Origin of the sequence: Pseudomonas citronellolis, assembly GCF_001586155.1 — a bacterium.
GTDB lineage: Bacteria > Pseudomonadota > Gammaproteobacteria > Pseudomonadales > Pseudomonadaceae > Pseudomonas > Pseudomonas citronellolis.
In genome coordinates, this window is the sequence record NZ_CP014158.1 from 5007668 (window position 1) to 5024750 (window position 17083).

General features: G+C 68.1%; 17 protein-coding genes. 11 read left to right on the top strand and 6 right to left on the bottom strand.

The window, feature by feature from the left end:
- Window positions 1–53: 53 nt before the first annotated feature.
- A complete protein-coding gene (locus PcP3B5_RS21755) occupies window positions 54–470 on the bottom strand; it encodes a MarR family winged helix-turn-helix transcriptional regulator (protein ID WP_043312766.1) in 417 nt (138 codons plus the stop codon).
- 144 nt (window positions 471–614) lie between these two features.
- On the opposite strand from PcP3B5_RS21755, the gene PcP3B5_RS21760 reads away from it, so the two are divergent.
- Complete coding sequence (locus PcP3B5_RS21760) at window positions 615–2435, top strand: acyl-CoA dehydrogenase C-terminal domain-containing protein (RefSeq protein ID WP_043270955.1); 1821 nt, start codon at window positions 615–617, stop codon at window positions 2433–2435.
- A 196-nt stretch (window positions 2436–2631) separates the two neighbouring features.
- Here PcP3B5_RS21760 and PcP3B5_RS21765 read toward each other — a convergent pair whose 3' ends face one another.
- The gene (locus tag PcP3B5_RS21765) at window positions 2632–3996 is read right to left on the bottom strand and encodes a DEAD/DEAH box helicase (protein ID WP_141766135.1); all 1365 of its coding nucleotides are present in this window, start codon (window positions 3994–3996) and stop codon (window positions 2632–2634) included.
- 134 nt (window positions 3997–4130) lie between these two features.
- Here PcP3B5_RS21765 and PcP3B5_RS21770 point away from each other — a divergent pair, with 134 nt between their 5' ends.
- The 5 genes from PcP3B5_RS21770 to PcP3B5_RS21785 all read left to right on the top strand — a co-directional run bounded on the left by PcP3B5_RS21770 (window position 4131) and on the right by PcP3B5_RS21785 (window position 8712).
- Window positions 4131–5495 carry an MFS transporter gene (locus tag PcP3B5_RS21770; RefSeq protein WP_043270959.1) on the top strand — a complete coding sequence of 455 codons (1365 nt, stop codon included), beginning with the start codon at window positions 4131–4133 and terminating at the stop codon, window positions 5493–5495.
- Between the two features lie 162 nt (window positions 5496–5657).
- Window positions 5658–6968 (top strand): mechanosensitive ion channel family protein, encoded by a 1311-nt coding sequence (locus tag PcP3B5_RS21775; protein ID WP_043270961.1) that lies wholly within the window; start codon window positions 5658–5660, stop codon window positions 6966–6968.
- Between the two features lie 117 nt (window positions 6969–7085).
- Entirely contained in the window at window positions 7086–7616 is a 531-nt protein-coding gene (locus tag PcP3B5_RS21780; protein ID WP_043270963.1) for a dihydrofolate reductase family protein, read from the top strand.
- On the top strand, window positions 7613–7741 hold the full coding sequence (locus tag PcP3B5_RS32250) for an NUDIX hydrolase (RefSeq protein ID WP_009623629.1): 129 nt from the start codon (window positions 7613–7615) through the stop codon (window positions 7739–7741). The genes PcP3B5_RS21780 and PcP3B5_RS32250 overlap by 4 nt, the downstream gene beginning before the upstream one ends.
- 368 nt (window positions 7742–8109) lie before the next feature.
- Entirely contained in the window at window positions 8110–8712 is a 603-nt protein-coding gene (locus PcP3B5_RS21785; RefSeq protein ID WP_043270965.1) for a C40 family peptidase, read from the top strand.
- Window positions 8713–8912: 200 nt separating this feature from the next.
- Here the strand turns inward: PcP3B5_RS21785 and rarD are convergent, their stop codons facing one another.
- The 4 genes from rarD to PcP3B5_RS21805 all read right to left on the bottom strand — a co-directional run bounded on the left by rarD (window position 8913) and on the right by PcP3B5_RS21805 (window position 12073).
- Window positions 8913–9824, bottom strand: a complete 912-nt coding sequence (rarD, locus tag PcP3B5_RS21790) for an EamA family transporter RarD (protein ID WP_043270967.1) — start codon at window positions 9822–9824, stop codon at window positions 8913–8915.
- On the bottom strand, window positions 9821–10684 hold the full coding sequence (locus PcP3B5_RS21795; RefSeq protein ID WP_043270970.1) for a carboxylate/amino acid/amine transporter: 864 nt from the start codon (window positions 10682–10684) through the stop codon (window positions 9821–9823). Before PcP3B5_RS21795 ends, rarD begins: the two co-directional genes overlap by 4 nt.
- A 325-nt stretch (window positions 10685–11009) precedes the next feature.
- Window positions 11010–11609 (bottom strand): FMN-dependent NADH-azoreductase, encoded by a 600-nt coding sequence (locus tag PcP3B5_RS21800; protein ID WP_043270972.1) that lies wholly within the window; start codon window positions 11607–11609, stop codon window positions 11010–11012.
- 149 nt (window positions 11610–11758) lie between these two features.
- Window positions 11759–12073, bottom strand: a complete 315-nt coding sequence (locus PcP3B5_RS21805; protein ID WP_009623635.1) for a hypothetical protein — start codon at window positions 12071–12073, stop codon at window positions 11759–11761.
- Between the two features lie 55 nt (window positions 12074–12128).
- Between PcP3B5_RS21805 and PcP3B5_RS21810 the strand changes: the two genes are divergently transcribed.
- The 5 genes from PcP3B5_RS21810 to PcP3B5_RS30995 all read left to right on the top strand — a co-directional run bounded on the left by PcP3B5_RS21810 (window position 12129) and on the right by PcP3B5_RS30995 (window position 16971).
- The gene (locus tag PcP3B5_RS21810; protein WP_009623637.1) at window positions 12129–13052 is read left to right on the top strand and encodes a PA3225 family LysR-type transcriptional regulator; all 924 of its coding nucleotides are present in this window, start codon (window positions 12129–12131) and stop codon (window positions 13050–13052) included.
- Window positions 13053–13067: 15 nt separating this feature from the next.
- Complete coding sequence (locus PcP3B5_RS21815) at window positions 13068–13859, top strand: alpha/beta fold hydrolase (RefSeq protein WP_043270975.1); 792 nt, start codon at window positions 13068–13070, stop codon at window positions 13857–13859.
- A gap of 30 nt (window positions 13860–13889) precedes the next feature.
- Entirely contained in the window at window positions 13890–14450 is a 561-nt protein-coding gene (locus PcP3B5_RS21820) for a peptidylprolyl isomerase (RefSeq protein WP_043271553.1), read from the top strand.
- A gap of 75 nt (window positions 14451–14525) precedes the next feature.
- Window positions 14526–16358, top strand: a complete 1833-nt coding sequence (locus tag PcP3B5_RS21825; RefSeq protein WP_061562383.1) for an ABC transporter ATP-binding protein — start codon at window positions 14526–14528, stop codon at window positions 16356–16358.
- A 148-nt stretch (window positions 16359–16506) separates the two neighbouring features.
- Window positions 16507–16971, top strand: coding sequence for an REP-associated tyrosine transposase (locus tag PcP3B5_RS30995; RefSeq protein ID WP_082657051.1), 465 nt, complete (start codon window positions 16507–16509; stop codon window positions 16969–16971).
- Window positions 16972–17083 lie beyond the last annotated feature (112 nt).

Below are 17083 nucleotides of genomic sequence, written 5' to 3' on the forward strand. Positions count from 1 at the left end.
CCAACAGGGGTATATACCCGCATTCATCCATACGAACGCCCTTGGCAAGGCGTTCAATCGAGGGCTTCCAGCTCCCCCAGCAGCGCCATCAGCTGCTCGCGGCGCTCCACCCCGAGGCGTTCGTACATCCGCCGCTGCGCCGCTTCCCAGGGCTGCGCGCCCTGCTCCAGGCGCTCGCGCCCGGCGGCGGTGAGCAGCACCAGGCGGTTGCGCTGGTCGCCGGCGTCGCCCTGCAGCTCCACCAGGCCCTCGGCCTGCAGCGGCCGCAGGTTGCGCCCCAGGGTGCTGCGGTCCAGGCCCATGGCCTCGGCCAGTTCGGAAATGCTCGGGCGCTCCAGGCGCGCCAGGTGGCGCAGCAGGGAAAACTGCGCGACCGTCAGCCCGATGCCCTGCAGGGCATCGTCATAGACGCGGGTGACACCTCGGGCGGCGCGGCGCAACTGGGTACAGAGGCATTGGGTGGTCAGCATGATACATGTATATACCCGCGACACCCGCGAAGGTCAATCGCGGTCGATTGTCCGATCTGCCAGGCGCCGGCTGTTGCCGCTGCCAAGGCCAGGCCGGGTGCGCGGTCGTATAACTGCGCCCACAGTCCCTGCGAGATCACCGCGATGCCCGTCTACAAAGCCCCGCTGCGCGACACCCGCTTCCTGCTCAACGAGGTCTTCGACTTCCCCGAGCACTACCGCAACCTGATCAACGGCGCCGAGGCCACGCCGGACATGGTCGACGCCATCCTCGGCGAATGCGCGAAGCTCTGCGAGGAAGTGATCGCCCCGCTCTACCACTCCGGCGACGAGGAAGGCTGCCACCTGGAGAACGGCGAGGTACGCACGCCCAAGGGCTTCAAGGAAGCCTACGACGCCTACGTGGCCGGCGGCTGGCAAGGCCTGTCGCACCCGGTGGAATACGGCGGCCAGGGCCTGCCCATGAGCCTGGGCGCGCTCAAGCAGGAGATGCTCGGCACCGCCAACTGGCCCTTCTCGATGTACCCGGGGCTGTCCCTGGGCGCCATGAACACCCTGATGCAGCACGGCACCGAGGAGCAGAAGCGCACCTACCTGACGCCCCTCACCGAAGGCCGCTGGGGCGGCACCATGTGCCTCACCGAGCCGCAGTGCGGCACCGACCTCGGCCAGGTGAAGACCCGCGCCGAGCCCAACGCCGACGGCAGCTACGCCATCACCGGCACCAAGATATTCATCTCCTCCGGCGAGCACGACCTCACCGAGAACATCGTGCACATCGTCCTCGCCCGCCTGCCCGACGCGCCCAGGGGCACCCGCGGCATCTCGCTGTTCATCGTGCCCAAGTTCCTGCCCGGCGCAGGCGGCGGCCTCGGCCCGCGCAACGGCGTGGTCTGCGGCGCGCTGGAGAAGAAGATGGGCATCAAGGCCTCGGCCACCTGCGTGATGAACTTCGACGAGGCCAGCGGCTTTCTCATCGGCCCTGCGAACAAGGGCCTGGAATGCATGTTCACCTTCATGAACAGCGCGCGCATCGGCACCGCCATCCAGGGCGTGGCCACCGCCGAACTGGCCTACCAGGGCGCCCTGGCCTACGCCCGCGAGCGCCGCTCGATGCGCGCGCTGTCCGGCGCCAAGGAACCGGAACAGGTGGCCGACAGCCTGATGCACCACGGCGACGTGCGGCGCATGTTGCTGACGCAGAAGGCCGTGGCCGAGGGCGGCCGCGCGCTGGTGTACCTGGCCACGCAGTACGCCGACAAGATGATCCAGGGCCTGCTGACCAACGACAACGCCGAGTACGAGCGCTGGGACGACAAGCTCGGCTTCCTCACCCCGATCCTCAAGGGCTGCCTCACCGAACTGGGCCTGGAGAGCGCCAACCTGGGCATGCAGGTGTTCGGCGGCCACGGCTACATCCGCGAGCACGGCATGGAACAGATCGTCCGCGACGCGCGCATCGCCACGCTCTACGAAGGCACCACCGGCATCCAGGCGCTGGACCTGCTCGGGCGCAAGGTGCTGCTGATGACCCAGGGCAAGGCGGTGCGCGACTTCACCAGGATCGTGGGCAAGTTCGCCATGGGGTTGCTCAAGGAAGAACCGGCCATGCGCGGCCGCGCGCTGACGCTGCTGAAGCTGTGCGCGCAATGGAACCTGCTGACCCTGCGCATCGCCCTGAGCGCCCGCAAGCAGCGCGACCTGGTGGGCACCGCCAGCCACGACTACCTGATGTTCTCCGGCTACGTCGCCCTGGCCTACGCCTGGGCGCTGCAGGAAGCCACGGCCCGCAAGCGCCTGCGCCAGGGCGGCAGCGAGTCCAGCGACTTCTACAAGGCCAAGATCGCCACCAGCGACTTCTACTTCGCCCGCCTGCTGCCCCGCGCCAAGGGCCACGCGGCGGCCATGGGCAAGCCGGTGCGTTCGGTGATGGGGCTGAAGGCGGAGCATTTCGCCTTCGAGTGATCCGGGACGCCCGCCAGGTCCCGGCAGTCGTCGTAGGATGGGTTGAGCTTGCGAAACCCATGCGGTCATGGCGATGGGTATCGCTTCGCTCACCCCATCCTACGGGGCCGTTCGGCGTGCGCGAGAAGGTCGGCGTCAACCTGTAGGAGCGCGCCCTGCGCGCGATCGCGGGCAGGGCCCGCGAGGGGGCTACGGCTTACTCGGCAGCCGGCTTCTTGCGCTTGAGCGGCGCCATGCCGTCGTTGCTGACCACCGACGAGGGCGCCGCCTTCGGCTTGTTCGCCGGCTTGCGCTTGGCGGCGGGCTTGGCCCCGGCCTTCTTGCCGGAATCGGTCTTTTTCTTCTTGGTGCCGGCGGCCTTGCCCGAGGCCTTGACCTTCTTCGGCCCCTTGTAGCTGCCCTTGAGCTCCTTGATGGTGCGCTGTTCAAAACGCACCTTGAGGTAGCGCTCGATGCTCGACATCAGGTTCCAGTCGCTGTGCGACACCAGCGAGATGGCCAGGCCGGCCTCGCCCGCGCGGCCGGTGCGGCCGATACGGTGCACGTACTCGTCGCCGCGGCGCGGCATGTCGAAGTTCAGCACCAGGTCCAGGCCCTCGACGTCCAGGCCGCGGGCGGCCACGTCGGTGGCGACGAGGATCTTCACCGCGCCCTGCTTCAGGCGCTCGATGGCCAGCTTGCGGTCCTTCTGGTCCTTCTCGCCGTGCAGCACGAAGACCTTGTGCCCGGCGGCGATCAGCCGGCCGGTCAGGCGGTCGGCCTGGACGCGGGTGTTGGTGAAGACGATGGCCTTGTCGAAGGTCTCGTTCTCCAGCAGCCAGTGCAGGATGGCTTCCTTGTGGGCGTTGTCGTCGACCAGGATGACCTGCTGCGCGATGTCCTCGTTCAGCTCGCTGACGCGGTTCAGCTGCAGGCTTTCCGGCTCGCGCAGGACCTGCTCGACCATCGCGTGCAGGCCGCTGCCGGCGGTGGCGGAGAACAACAATGTCTGGCGCTGCGCCGGGCAGGCGCCGGCAAGCTTGAGCACGTCCTCGGCGAAGCCCATGTCGAGCATGCGGTCGGCCTCGTCCAGCACCAGCACCTCGACGTCGCCCAGCGGCAGGTTGCCGGCGTTGAACTGCTCGTTCAGCCGGCCGGGGGTGCCGATGATGATCTCCGGGTTCTTGCGCAGGCGCGCGCCCTGCACCTTGAAGTCTTCGCCGCCGGTGATCAGGCAGGCCTTGATGAAGGTGAACTGGGCGAAGCGCTCGACTTCCTTGAGGGTCTGCTGGGCCAGCTCGCGGGTCGGCAGCAGGATCAGCGCGCGGGCGCCGCTCCTGGGCTTCTCCTCGCTGAGCAGGCGGTGCAGCAGCGGCAGCACGAAGGCGGCGGTCTTGCCGCTGCCGGTCTGCGCGGTCACGCGCAGGTCGCGGCCCTCCAGCGCCTTCGGGATGGCCGCGGCCTGGACGGCGGTCGGCTCGGTGAAGGACAGGGTTTCCAGCGCCTTGAGCAGGCGTTCGTGGAGGGCGAATTGGGCGAACAAGGCAGACCTCGGGAAGACGAAAGGACCAAATAGCTGCATAGCCTAACGGTTGCCGCGCCCGAAAGCAGGTTTTATTCGCCGGTCGCGATCCGCACGCCCCGTGTCGCCCTCGGGCAAGTCCGCCGCGCAGGCCCGTCCCAGACTGGCCGCAGGACAGCCCGAGGAGTGTCGAGATGCCGCATCGCCCCACCGCCGCCGAGCGCCTCGAGCGCCTGCCGCTGAGCCCCTACCACCGGCTGATCTTCGTGATCATCGCCCTGGCGTTCTTCTTCGATTCCATGGACCTGGCGATGATGACCTTCCTGCTCGGCTCGATCAAAGCCGAGTTCGGCCTGTCCAGCGCCCAGGCCGGGCTGCTGGCCAGCTCCAGCTTCTTCGGCATGGTCCTGGGCGCGGCGCTGTCGGGGATGCTCGCCGACCGCTTCGGACGCAAGCCGGTGTTCCAGTGGAGCATCGTGCTCTGGGGCCTGGCCAGCTACCTGTGCTCCACCGCCGGCGACGTGCAGAGCCTGACGCTGTACCGCGTGCTGCTGGGCATCGGCATGGGCATGGAATTCCCCATCGCCCAGTCGCTGCTCTCGGAGATGATCCCGGCCAGGGCCCGCGGCCGCTACATCGCCCTCATGGACGGCTTCTGGCCGCTGGGCTTCATCGCCGCCGGCTGCCTGTCCTACTTCGTGCTGCCCATGGCCGGCTGGCGCAGCCTGTTCCTGTTGCTGGCCTTCCCGGCGCTGTTCGTCCTGGCCATCCGCTTCATGGTCCCGGAATCGCCGCGCTGGCTGGAACAGGCCGGGCTGGCGGACAAGGCCGAGCGTTCGCTGCAGCGCATCGAGGCGCGGGTGATGGCCTCGCTGAAGCTATCCAGCCTGCCCGAGCCGCAGGCCCTGGCGCGCCCCGAGCCGAGCCGCCCGGGCTTCTTCAGCGCCTTCGCCGAACTCTGGTCGCCGGCCTACCGCAGCCGCACCCTGACGGTCTGGAGCCTGTGGTTCTTCGCCCTGCTCGGCTTCTACGGGCTGACCTCCTGGCTCAGCGCCCTGCTGCAGCAATCCGGCTTCGCCGTGACGCAGTCGGTGTACTACACGGTGCTGATCTCCCTGGCCGGCATCCCCGGCTTCCTCTGCGCCGCCTGGCTGGTGGAGCGCTGGGGCCGCAAACCGAGCTGCGTGCTGATGCTCCTGGGCGGCGGCGCCATGGCCTACGCCTACGGACAGACCGCGGTGTTCGGCGGCAGCCTGGCGCTGCTGATCGGCTTCGGCCTGGCCATGCAGTTCTTCCTGTTCGGCATGTGGGCGGTGCTCTACACCTACACCCCGGAGCTGTACCCCACCTCGGCGCGCGCCACCGGCTCGGGCTTCGCCTCGGCGGTGGGCCGCGTCGGCTCGCTGCTGGGCCCCACGGTCAGCGGCCTGGTCCTGCCGGTGGCCGGCCAGGGCGGCGTGTTCACTCTCGGTGCGCTGTGCTTCCTGGTCGCCGCGGCGGTGGTCTGGGGCTTCGGCATCGAGACCCGCGGGCGCACCCTGGAGGAGCTGGCGGGCTGAGGTTACATTTCGGAAATATCCTGCTCGGCCCTGCCGCTACCCTGCCGTTACAATGCCGCGCTCATCCCGGCCACCGCGGCCGGGCCTTCGCGGCTACCCCGTAGCCTCCGCACCACGCGCCACCCCGCACTGGCGCCCCGATCCAAAGGATGTTTCCGGCCTATGGACCTTTCCTCTCCCCTCGCCACCCTCCAGGGCTACTGGGCCCTGCTCGACCAACACCCGCTGACCAGCGCCGCCCTCGGCCTCGTCATCCTCCTCGCAGTGGCCTGGATCGTCGGCCGCCTGGCCCGCTTCCTGGTCCGCCGCGCCGCCGACCTGCTGGCGCGCCAGCCGGCCCTGAGCTGGCTCGCCGACCTGCGCGACAACCGCGTGTTCCAGCGCCTGGCGCAGACCGTGCCATCGCTGGTGGTGCAGTTCGGCCTGGTGCTGATCCCCAACCTGGCCGGCAGGCCCGAGGCCTTCCTGCGCAACCTGGCCATGGCGGTCACCGCGCTGTTCCTGCTGCTGGCCCTGAGCGCCCTGCTCGACGCCCTGCTGGACATCTACGCGCGCACCGAACACGCCCGCACCCGCTCGATCAAGGGCTACGTGCAACTGGCCAAGCTGTTCCTCTTCGTCTTCGGCGGCATAGTGGTGGTGTCGATCCTCATCGACCGCTCGCCGATGCTGCTGCTCTCCGGCCTGGGTGCCATGTCCGCGGTCCTGCTGCTGGTCTACAAGGACACCCTGCTGAGCTTCGTCGCCAGCGTGCAGCTGACCAGCAACGACATGCTGCGCGTGGGCGACTGGATCGAGATGCCCCAGGTCGGCGCCGACGGCGACGTGGTGGACATCACCCTGCACACGGTGAAGGTGCAGAACTGGGACAAGACCATCGTCTCGGTGCCCACCTGGCGCCTGATGTCCGAGTCGTTCAAGAACTGGCGCGGCATGCAGCAGTCCGGCGGGCGGCGCATCAAACGCAGCCTGTACCTCGACGCCAGCCAGGTGCGCTTCCTCGACGAGGCCGAGGCGCAGAAGCTGTCCGGCGTGCGCCTGCTGACCGACTACCTGCGGCGCAAGCAGGACGAGCTGGCCGAGTGGAACCAGGCCAACGCCGGCAACGTGCCGCTGTCGGCCAATCGCCGGCGGCTGACCAACATCGGCACCTTCCGCGCCTACGCCGAGGCCTACCTCAAGGCCCACCCGGACATCCATCCGCACATGACCTGCATGGTCCGCCAGCTGCAGCCCGGCGCCGAGGGCGTGCCCCTGGAGATCTACTGCTTCACCCGCACCACCGCGTGGCTGGACTACGAGCGCATCCAGGGCGACATCTTCGACTACCTGATGGCGGTGCTGCCGGAGTTCGGCCTGGGCGTCTACCAGCAGCCCAGCGGCCAGGACCTGCGTGGCGGGCTGCAGGGCCTGTTGCCGACACCGGCGGCTCGTAGCGAACGCCACCCGGCGCTGGACATGGAACAGGCCTGAGAACCCGCGCCAGGCTCCGATCGGACGGGCGACAGCCCCCGGCCTGGCTGCCTCGCCTGGCCGGTGCCATGCTCAAGGCAGGCGCGCGCTTCCGCGCGCCTTTCCCGGAGAAACGCCGTGTCCGCCACCCTCATCTATTACGTGGCCAGCAGCCTGGACGGCTACATCGCCCGCCCCGACGGCAGCGTCGACTGGCTGGACGCATTCGACGGCCATGACGACGACCATGGCTATTCAGCCTTCTACGCCGGCATCGACGGCCTGCTGATGGGCCGCGGCACCTACCTGCAATGCCTGGACTTCGGCGACTGGCCCTACCCGGACAAGCCGGCCATCGTCCTCACCCGCGCCAACCAGCTGCCGCTGGCCTCGCCCCAGGTGGAACTGCAGCACTGCCCGCCCAGCGAAGCCCTGGCCAGCCTGGAAGGCCGCGGCTGCCAGCGCATCTGGCTGGTGGGCGGCGGCAGCCTGGCCGGCAACTGCCTGGCGGCGGACTTGCTCGACGAGGTGATCGTCAGCATCATTCCGCACCTGCTCGGCGCCGGCATCCCGCTGTTCGGCATCGGGCTCGAACGGCGCCTGCAGTTGCTGGAACAGCGCAGCTTCCCCAGCGGCATCGTGCAGGTGCGCTACCAGGTCCTCAAGTGAGCCCCCGCGCCGCCGCCGAACCGGAAGAGCTGGCCTGGCTGGAAGACGGCCGCCACCCCGAGCCGCTGGCGCCGCTGCTGCGCGAAAAAGTCCTGCCGGCGCTACGCGAACACCTCGCCGACTGACGGAAATCGTCAGAGGACCTGCATTTCGTCGGGTTTTTCCCTGCGACACCAGGTCCCACCCCGCGCCCTTCCCGCCCCCTTCCGGCCCCCCTCGCGCGAACCTGGGCCATCTCCCGGCAACCCGCCTGGCATAGGGCTTTCGGCTATAAGGTCGGCGCCCGACCGGGCAGTCCGAACACATGTCACCGAATGCCCGCCGAGTCACACGGCGCTCCCCACAAGCGACGGACGGTCAAAACACTGTCACGAAAAGTCGGTCAGAATGCGCGGAATTTTTCGCGGACCAAAGGAAACCATCGCCCGCCGAAGAGCAACGGCGATCCAGCGGAGTCTGGGTTACATCCACAACCAGAAAGAAGACATGCCGAATGCGCAGTACCCTTTTGACATGCCTTTCCATAGGCTTGGCAGCCAGTTTGGCCGCCGTTGTAACCGGGGTGGAAGCTTCCCCACGGGCCACGCGTTCCTACGCGCCCGCCCCCCTCGAACTCCGTGTCCCGGTACAGGGCAAGGAGCTGCTGAGCATCGCCCCGCCGGCGAAGCAGCAGCCCAGTGACGCCCACCAGGTCACCCAGCGCGCCTTCAGCATGATCGGCACGCCCTACCGCTGGGGCGGCACCTCGCCCAAGGGTTTCGACTGCAGCGGCCTGGTCAAGTACGTGTTCCGCGACGTCGACGACGTCGAGCTGCCGCGCACCGCCCGGGCCATCTACCAGAGCAGCAACCCCAAGGTGGCGCGCCGCGACCTGCAGCCCGGCGACCTGGTGTTCTTCCGCATCCGCAGCCGCAACGTCGACCACGTGGGCATCTACGTCGGCAACGACCGCTTCGTCCACGCCCCGCGCCGCGGGCAGCGGGTGAAAGTGGCCAACCTCAACGACAAGTACTGGCAACGCCATTACCTGGCGGCCAAGCGCGTGCTGCCGGAGACCCTGGCCAAGGCCGACCTGCCGGGCAATCGCTTCGAGTAAGGGCCCGCGCCGCGAGAACAAGGACGCCGTTTTCCCTGCCCGGGAAAACGGCGTTTTTCATGGGCGCGGGACCAACGGCGGATAACCGCGAACGGTTATTCGCCCCACGGTTGGGCAGGGCTGTAGGAGCGGGCCCTGCCCGCGAATCGCGCGCAGGGCGCGCTCCTACATTGAAATGGCGTGGCTGAAAGCGTGCCTCATCACGCCCCACCACCCCGCCGCTCGCGCCGCGCCTGCTTGCGCAGCAGCCGCGCGCTGTCCCAGCCGGTGAGCAGGATGGCCAGCCAGATCGGCCCGTAGGTCCACAGCTGCTGCGGCTGGAACGCCTCGCCGAGGAACAGCACCGCCAGCAGGAACAGCAGCATCGGCTCGACATAGCTGAGGATGCCGAACAGCCCCATGGGCAGCAGCCGGCTGGAGGCCATCATGGCAGCGAAGGCCAGGGCGCTGATCAGCCCCAGCATCGGCAGCAGCGCCCACAGCCGCGGCGTTTCGGCGAACACCTGGAGGTCGCCGAAGTGCCAGATGGTCCACAGGGCGAAGGGCAGCAGCACCGCCATCTCGAAGACGAAGCCGGACAGCGCGTCCACGCCCATGCGCCGGCGCAGCATGAAATACGGTGGATAACCCAGGGCGGTGATCAGGCTGAACCAGGAGAAGGCGCGGGTCAGCCACAGCTCGTGGAGCACGCCGACCAGCGCGCAGGCCACGGCGATGCCCTGCAGCGGCGTCAGGCGCTCGCCGTAGAACAGCCGGCCGCAGAGCACCATGGTCAGCGGCAGCAGGAAGTAGCCCAGGGACAGCTGCAGGGTCTGGCCGACCATGGGCGCGTAGATGAACACGCCCCACTGCACCAGCATCATCGCCGCGCTCAGCGGGAAGCACAGCAGCAGCCAGCGCTCGCGCAGCAGGCGCCGGCCGGCATCGCGCAGCACGCCGCCCTGGCCGGTGAAGGCCACCAGCAGCAGGACCATGGGGATCGACCAGACCACCCGGTGCGCCACGATCTGGATGCTGTCCAGCGGCGCCAGCCAGCGCAGGTAGCCCGGCAGCGTGACGAAGAGCACCGAGGCGGCCAGGGAAAGGGCGACGCCGCGACCGGAAATGTTCATGCCACGGCCCTCCGCGCCAGCCCCAGGCGGTTCACCCAGAGCGACGCCACTATCACCCCGCCGCCCAGGGCCAGGCGGGCCAGGTCGGCATGTTCGTTCCAGATCAGCAGGTTGATCAGGAGCCCCACCGGCACGTGCAGGTTGTTCATCACCGCCAGGGTGCCGCCATCCACCAGCGTAGCCCCCTTGTTCCACCAGAACTGCCCAAGGGCAGTGGCCAGCAGGCCCATGAACAGCAGCACCAGCCACTGCACCTCGGTGGTCGGCAGCTTGGCCGGGTTGCCCAGCAGCACCCAGCCGGGCAACGCCACCAGCAGCGCGCCGACGAAGAAGTAGCCGAAGCGGCGGTACTGCGGGATGTCCGACGGGTAGCGCGCCACCAGGTGCTTGTACAGCACCTGGCCGGCGGCGAAGGTGGCGTTGGCCAGTTGCAGCAGCAGGAAGCCTTCGATGAAGTCGCCGCTGACGCCATCGTAGCGGATGATCGCCGCGCCCAGCACGGCCACCGCCGCTGCCAGCAGCGCCCAGGGGTTGAAGCGGCGGTTCAGGGCGTCGTCGATCAGCGCCACGTGCAGCGGCGTGAGCACGGTGAACAGCAGCACCTCGGGCACCGTCAGCACGCGGAAACTCTGGTACAGGCAGACGTAGGTGATGCCGAACTGCAGCGCGCCGACCAGCATCACCCCGCCGATGAAGCGCGGCGCCACCCCGCGCCAGCGCGTCAGCGGCAGGAACACCGCGCCGGCCAGCAGCACCCGGGTGAGCACGGCGAAATAGCTGTCCACCTGGCCGGCGAGGTACTCACCGATCAGGCTGAAGGAAAACGCCCAGAGGACGGTTACGAAAAGCAGGTAAGGCATGACCGGACAGGCGCACCGAAAAGGGGCGTGGAACATAGCGGTTTTGCCGGGGCGAAGAAAGGGCCAGGGTGCTGTCCGGCATGAACGGGAGGTTCAGCGTCGGCCTGTAGCGGGCCCTGCCCGCGATTCGCGCGCAGGGCGCGCTCCTACATGGGAACGACGTGGATAGGATTCATCCGCGATCCCGCCGGCAGGGCCGGCGCCCCATGTCATCGCGAACCCCGGCAAAGAAAAAGCCCGGTCGACATTCGCAGGGGGGAAGTGCGTCGACCGGGCGTCGCGCCCAGGAGCGACGGGCGCGCAAGTGGTAAGCCGGAATCTGGGGTCAGGCCACCGCGGCCAGTTGCTCGCGGGCCTTGGCCAGGCCTTTCTCGGCGAACTCGGGGCCCATGTTCAGACCCTCGGCATGGACGAAGGTGACGTCGTGGATGCCGATGAAGGCCAGGGCCTGGCGCAGGTAGGGCTCCTGGTGGTCCAGCGGGCCGCCGGCGTAGACGCCGCCGCGGCTGGTCAGGATGTAGGCGCGCTTGCCGCCGAGCAGGCCCTGGGGACCGGTCTCGGTGTACTTGAAGGTGACGCCGGCGCGCAGCACGTGGTCCAGCCAGGACTTCAGGGTGCTGGGGATGGCGAAGTTGTACATGGGCGCGGCCAGCACCAGCACGTCGGCGGCCAGCAACTCCTCGGTGAGCAGGTTGGAACGCTGCAGCGCGGCCTGCTCGGCGGCGCTGTGCTGCTCGGCCGGCTTCATCCATCCGCCCAGCAGGTCGGCGTCCAGGTGCGGCACCTGTTCCAGCGCCAGGTCGCGGACCTGGATCTCGTCGGCGGGGTGGGCGGCGCGCCAGTTGGCGATGAACTCGGCGGTCAGCTGGCGGGAGACCGAACCTTGTTGGCGGGCGCTGCTTTCGATTACCAGAACACGGGACATGGGCTTGACCTCCAGCGGTCGTTTGCGTCGATGGAGGCCAGCTTATGGAATGACTTATCGATAAAAAAGCAGAAATAATTGCTTCAAAATATCGATTTAGTTGATTTGTACCGCGTCTGCTCCTAGTCTGGAGAACATGCGCTGCCGGCTCAGGCCGGGTTGCAGGTCAGCTTGATGCGCAGCTTGATGATGGCGCGGCCGAAGCTGGCGGTGAGGTTGCTGGACTTGCCGGCGGCGAGCACCGTCTTGCGCACCTTGGGCGACTCCGGGCCGTTCTGGAACACCGCGGTGCAGGCCACGTCCTGCTTGCCGTAGTTCTGCAACAGCACGGCGCCCATGCTGTCGCCGATGTCCTGGGTCTGGACGTCGATCTCCGTGCCGTTGAGGGACTTCTCCACCTCGATCGGGTAGGCCAGGGCGGTCAACGGCAGCGACAGCAGCAACGCACAGCAGATTCTTTTCATGTGGCGGTCTCGCTCGGTTCAGGCAGAGCGCCAGATTAGACAAGAGGAGGCGAGGATGAAAGCGCCCCGCGTTACCCTGGATCAATGGCGCACGCTGCAGGCGGTGGTCGACCACGGCGGCTTCGCCCAGGCCGCCGAGGCCCTGCACCGCTCGCAGTCTTCCATCAGCTACACGGTGGCGCGCATGCAGGAGCAGCTCGGCGTGCCGCTGCTGCGCATCGACGGCCGCAAGGCGGTGCTCACCGAGGCCGGCGAGGTGCTGCTGCGGCGCTCGCGGCAACTGGTGAAGAGCGCCGGCCAGCTGGAGGAACTGGCCCACCACATGGAGCAGGGCTGGGAACCGGAAGTGCGCCTGGTGGTGGACGCAGCCTACCCCACCCTGCGCCTGGTCCGCGCGCTGTCCGCGTTCGTGCCGCAGAGCCGCGGCTGCCGCGTGCTGCTGCGCGAGGAGGTGCTGTCCGGCGTCGAAGAGGCGCTGCAGCAGGGCCATGCGGACCTGGCCATCAGCGGGCTGAACATCGCCGGCTACCTGGGCGCCGACCTGTGCACCGTGGAATTCGTCGCCGTGGCCAACCCGGACCATCCGCTGCACCGCCTGCAGCGCGAGCTGACGCACCAGGACCTGGAAAGCCAGATGCAGGTGGTCATCCGCGACTCCGGCCGCCTGCAGCCGCGCGACGTCGGCTGGCTGGGCGCCGAGCAGCGCTGGACGGTGGGCAGCCTGGCCACCGCCGCCACCTTCGTCGGCAACGGCCTGGGCTTCGCCTGGCTGCCGCGGCACATGATCGAGCGCGAACTGCGCGACGGCTCGCTGAAGCCGCTGCCGCTGACCCAGGGCGTCACCCGCGAGAGCCGCTTCTATCTTTATCCGAACAAGGAAAAGCCCCTGGGCCCGGCCACGCAGATCCTCGTCGAACTGCTGAAGACCTTCGCCAACGTACCCCTGGACGCCCCCTTCGCCGCGCCGCCGAGCGCCTGACCCGGAGAACCGCCGATGCCCTACCTGCACCACGACGGCCAGCGCCTGTACTTCGAGGACAGCGGCCAGGGCACGCCCGTGCTGCTGGTGCACGGCCTGGGCTCGAGCAGCCGCGACTGGGAGTACCAGGTGCCGGAGCTGCTCCGGCGGCACCGGGTGATCGCCCTCGACGTGCGCGGCCACGGCCAGTCCGACAAGCCCCGCGAGCGCTACAGCATCGCCGGCTTCGCCGAGGACGTGGCGGCGCTGATCGAGGAACTGCGCCTGGCCCCGGTGCACCTGGTGGGCATCAGCATGGGCGGAATGATCGGCTTCGAGCTGGCCACCCGCCGGCCGGACCTGCTCAAGAGCCTGACCATCGTCAACAGCGCCCCGGAAGTGAAGCCGCGCACTTTGCGCGAATACCTGGAAGTGGCGCGCCGGCTGTTCCTCGCCCACGTGCTGGGCCTGGACACCGTGGGCAAGGCCCTCGGCAAGCTGCTGTTCCCCAAGCCGGAGCAGGCCGACCTGCGGCGCAAGATCGAGCAGCGCTGGCCGCAGAACGACAAACGCGCTTACCTTTCCAGCCTGCACGCCATCATCGGCTGGGGTGTGCAGGAGCGCCTGGGGCGCATAACCTGTCCGACGCTGGTGGTCAGCGCCGACCGCGACTACACCCCGGTGACGCTCAAGCAGGCCTACGTGGAGCGCCTGCCCAACGCGCGCCTGGTGGTGATCGAGGATTCGCGCCACGCCACCCCGCTGGACCAGCCGCAAGCCTTCAACAGCACCCTGCTCGACTTCCTCGAGCAGGTAGACCATTCCTAAAACACCTCAGGAAACATCCGCAAAATGACCCTGTTCAAACGCTTCCTGCTCGCCGCCTGTACCCTCGTCCTGGCCACCTCGGCGCTCGCCGCCGACCCGGCGAAACCCCACGTGCTGCTCTCCACCACCCTGGGCGAGATCGAGGTAGAACTCGACAGCGCCAAGGCGCCGATCAGCGTGAAGAACTTCCTCGGCTACGTCGACAGCGGCTTCTACAACGGCACCATCTTCCACCGGGTGATCCCCGGCTTCATGGTGCAGACCGGCGGCTTCACCGAGAAGATGCAGGAGAAGGACACCGGCGAGCCGATCAAGAACGAGGCCGACAACGGCCTGCTCAACGCCCGCGGCACCCTGGCCATGGCCCGCACCAGCGACGTGAACTCGGCCACCAGCCAGTTCTTCGTCAACCTGACCGACAACGACTTCCTCGACCACGGCCAGCGCGACTTCGGTTACGCCGTGTTCGGCAAGGTCGTGCGCGGCATGGGCGTGGTCGACATGATCGCCAAGGTGCCCACCACCAACCGCGGCATGTACCAGAACGTGCCCGCCGAGCCGGTGGTCATACTCTCCGCCAAGCGTCTCTGAGAATCCCCGATTCCCACGCTGACGGAGGCCTGAAACGGCGGGCCCGGGACGGGCCCGCGACAACCGAGAGACATCATGCTCTACCGCCGCTTCGAAAAGCTCATCGACCCCTTCCGCGACGCCCCCGAGCACATGCCTCCGGCCGACGTCTGGCGCTTCTACACCTACTACCTGCGCCAGGTCTGGCCGGTGTTCTCGATCCTGCTGGTGGTCGGCCTGATCGTCGCCCTGATCGAGGTGGCGCTGTTCAGCTACCTGGGGCGCATCGTCGACCTCGCGCAGAACACCGCGCCCGCCGACTTCTTCCGCCTGCACGGCAACGAACTGGCCTGGATGGCCGTGGTGGCGCTGGTGCTGCGCCCGCTGTTCAACGCCCTGCACGACATGCTGGTGCACCAGAGCATCAACCCCAGCATGACCAACCTGATCCGCTGGCAGAACCACCGCTACGTGCTCAAGCAGAGCCTGGGCTTCTTCCAGAACGACTTCGCCGGGCGCATCGCCCAGCGCATCATGCAGACCGGCAACTCGCTGCGCGACTCGGCAGTGCAGGTGGTGGACGCCTTGTGGCACGTGGCGATCTACACCATCAGCGCCCTGGTGCTGTTCGCCGAGGCCGACTGGCGGCTGATGATCCCCCTGGTGCTCTGGGTGATCGCCTACGTCGGCGCCCTCGCCTACTTCGTGCCGCAAGTGAAGCGCCGCTCGGTGGCCGCCTCGGACTCGCGCTCCAAGCTGATGGGGCGCATCGTCGACGGCTACACCAACATCACCACCCTCAAGCTGTTCGCCCACACCCGCCAGGAAGAGGACTACGCCCGCGAGGCCATCGCCGAGCAGACGCACAAGGCCCAGCGCGCCGGGCGCGTGGTGACCTCCATGGACGTCAGCATCACCATCATGAACGGCATCCTCATCGCCGGCACCACGGGCCTGGCGCTGTGGCTGTGGAGCCAGGAACTGATCTCGGTGGGCGCCATCGCCCTGGCCACCAGCCTGGTGATCCGCATCAACAACATGTCCGGCTGGATCATGTGGGTGGTCGGCGGCATCTTCGAGAACATCGGCCAGGTGCAGGACGGCATGCAGACCATCGCCATCCCCCGCCAGGTGGTCGACGCGCCCGACGCCAAGCCGTTGGTGGTGACGCGCGGCGAGGTGCGCTTCGACGAGGTGGACTTCAGCTACGGCAAGGGCAGCGGCCTGATCCAGGGCCTGGACCTGGTGGTGCGCCCGGGCGAGAAGATCGGCCTGGTCGGGCCCTCCGGCGCCGGCAAGTCGACCCTGGTCAACCTGCTGCTGCGCCTGTATGACCTCGAAGGCGGGCGCATCCTGATCGACGACCAGGACATCGCCCACGTGACCCAGGAGAGCCTGCGCGCGCAGATCGGCATGGTCACCCAGGACACCTCGCTGCTGCACCGCTCGATCCGCGACAACCTGCTCTACGGCCGCCCCGGCGCCAGCGAGGAAGAACTGCAGGAGGCGGTGCGCAAGGCCCGCGCCAGCGAGTTCATCCCGCAGCTGTACGACGCCCAGGGCCGCACCGGCCTCGACGCCCACGTCGGCGAGCGCGGCGTAAAGCTCTCCGGCGGCCAGCGCCAGCGCATCGCCATCGCCCGCGTGCTGCTCAAGGACGCACCGATCCTGATCCTCGACGAAGCCACCTCGGCGCTGGATTCGGAAGTGGAATCGGCCATCCAGGAAAGCCTGGAGACGCTGATGCAGGGCAAGACGGTGATCGCCATCGCCCACCGCCTCTCCACCATCGCCCGCATGGACCGCCTGGTGGTGCTGGAACACGGCCGCATCGTCGAAAGCGGCAGCCACGCCGAGCTGATCGAACACGGCGGCCTCTACGCCCGCCTGTGGCGCCACCAGACCGGCGGGTTCGTGGGGGTGGATTAACCAACAATCCCCCTGTAGGAGCGCGCCCTGCGCGCGATTTCGCGGGCAGAGCCCGCTCCTACAGGGCAGGCAGCGCATTCGGTGGCGGCCAGCGCTCTTTCCTCAGGGGTTGGAAGCGATATTCAGTCCTTTCCCCTGAGGACTGAATATGGACGAGCAATCCCCGGGCCATTCGGCGCTGCGCAAAGGTCGGTTTTCCCAGCCTCATACGACCTACCTGGTTACGACCACCACATACGACCGCACACCCATTTTTCGCTGCTTTCCTGCCGCCTGTGCGGCAGCGCGCTGCTTCGGCGACCCGAGGCTCCTCGACGACGGCCATATGCTGGCTTGGGTACTGATGCCCGACCATGCCCACTGGCTGCTCCAGATCGGTTCTGGGGCGAGCTTGAACAGTCTTGTGAACCGTCTGAAATCATGCAGTGCCCGGCACGTGAACCAGTGTCTGGGCAGGTCCGGAACACTATGGGCACGGGCGTATCATGATCGCGCACTGCGCCGAGACGAGGACCTGCGTGCCGCCGCACGCTACGTCGTCGCCAATCCCCTACGTGCCGGCCTGGTGGCCAAGGTTGGCGACTACCCCTTCTGGAACGCGGTCTGGCTGTAGGAGCGCGCCCTGCGCGCGAATCGCGGGCAGGGCCCGCTCCTACAGGTTGACGCCGAATCTCCTGCCCAGCCCATTCGCAAAGCACCACACCTTGTAGGAGCGCGCCCTGCGC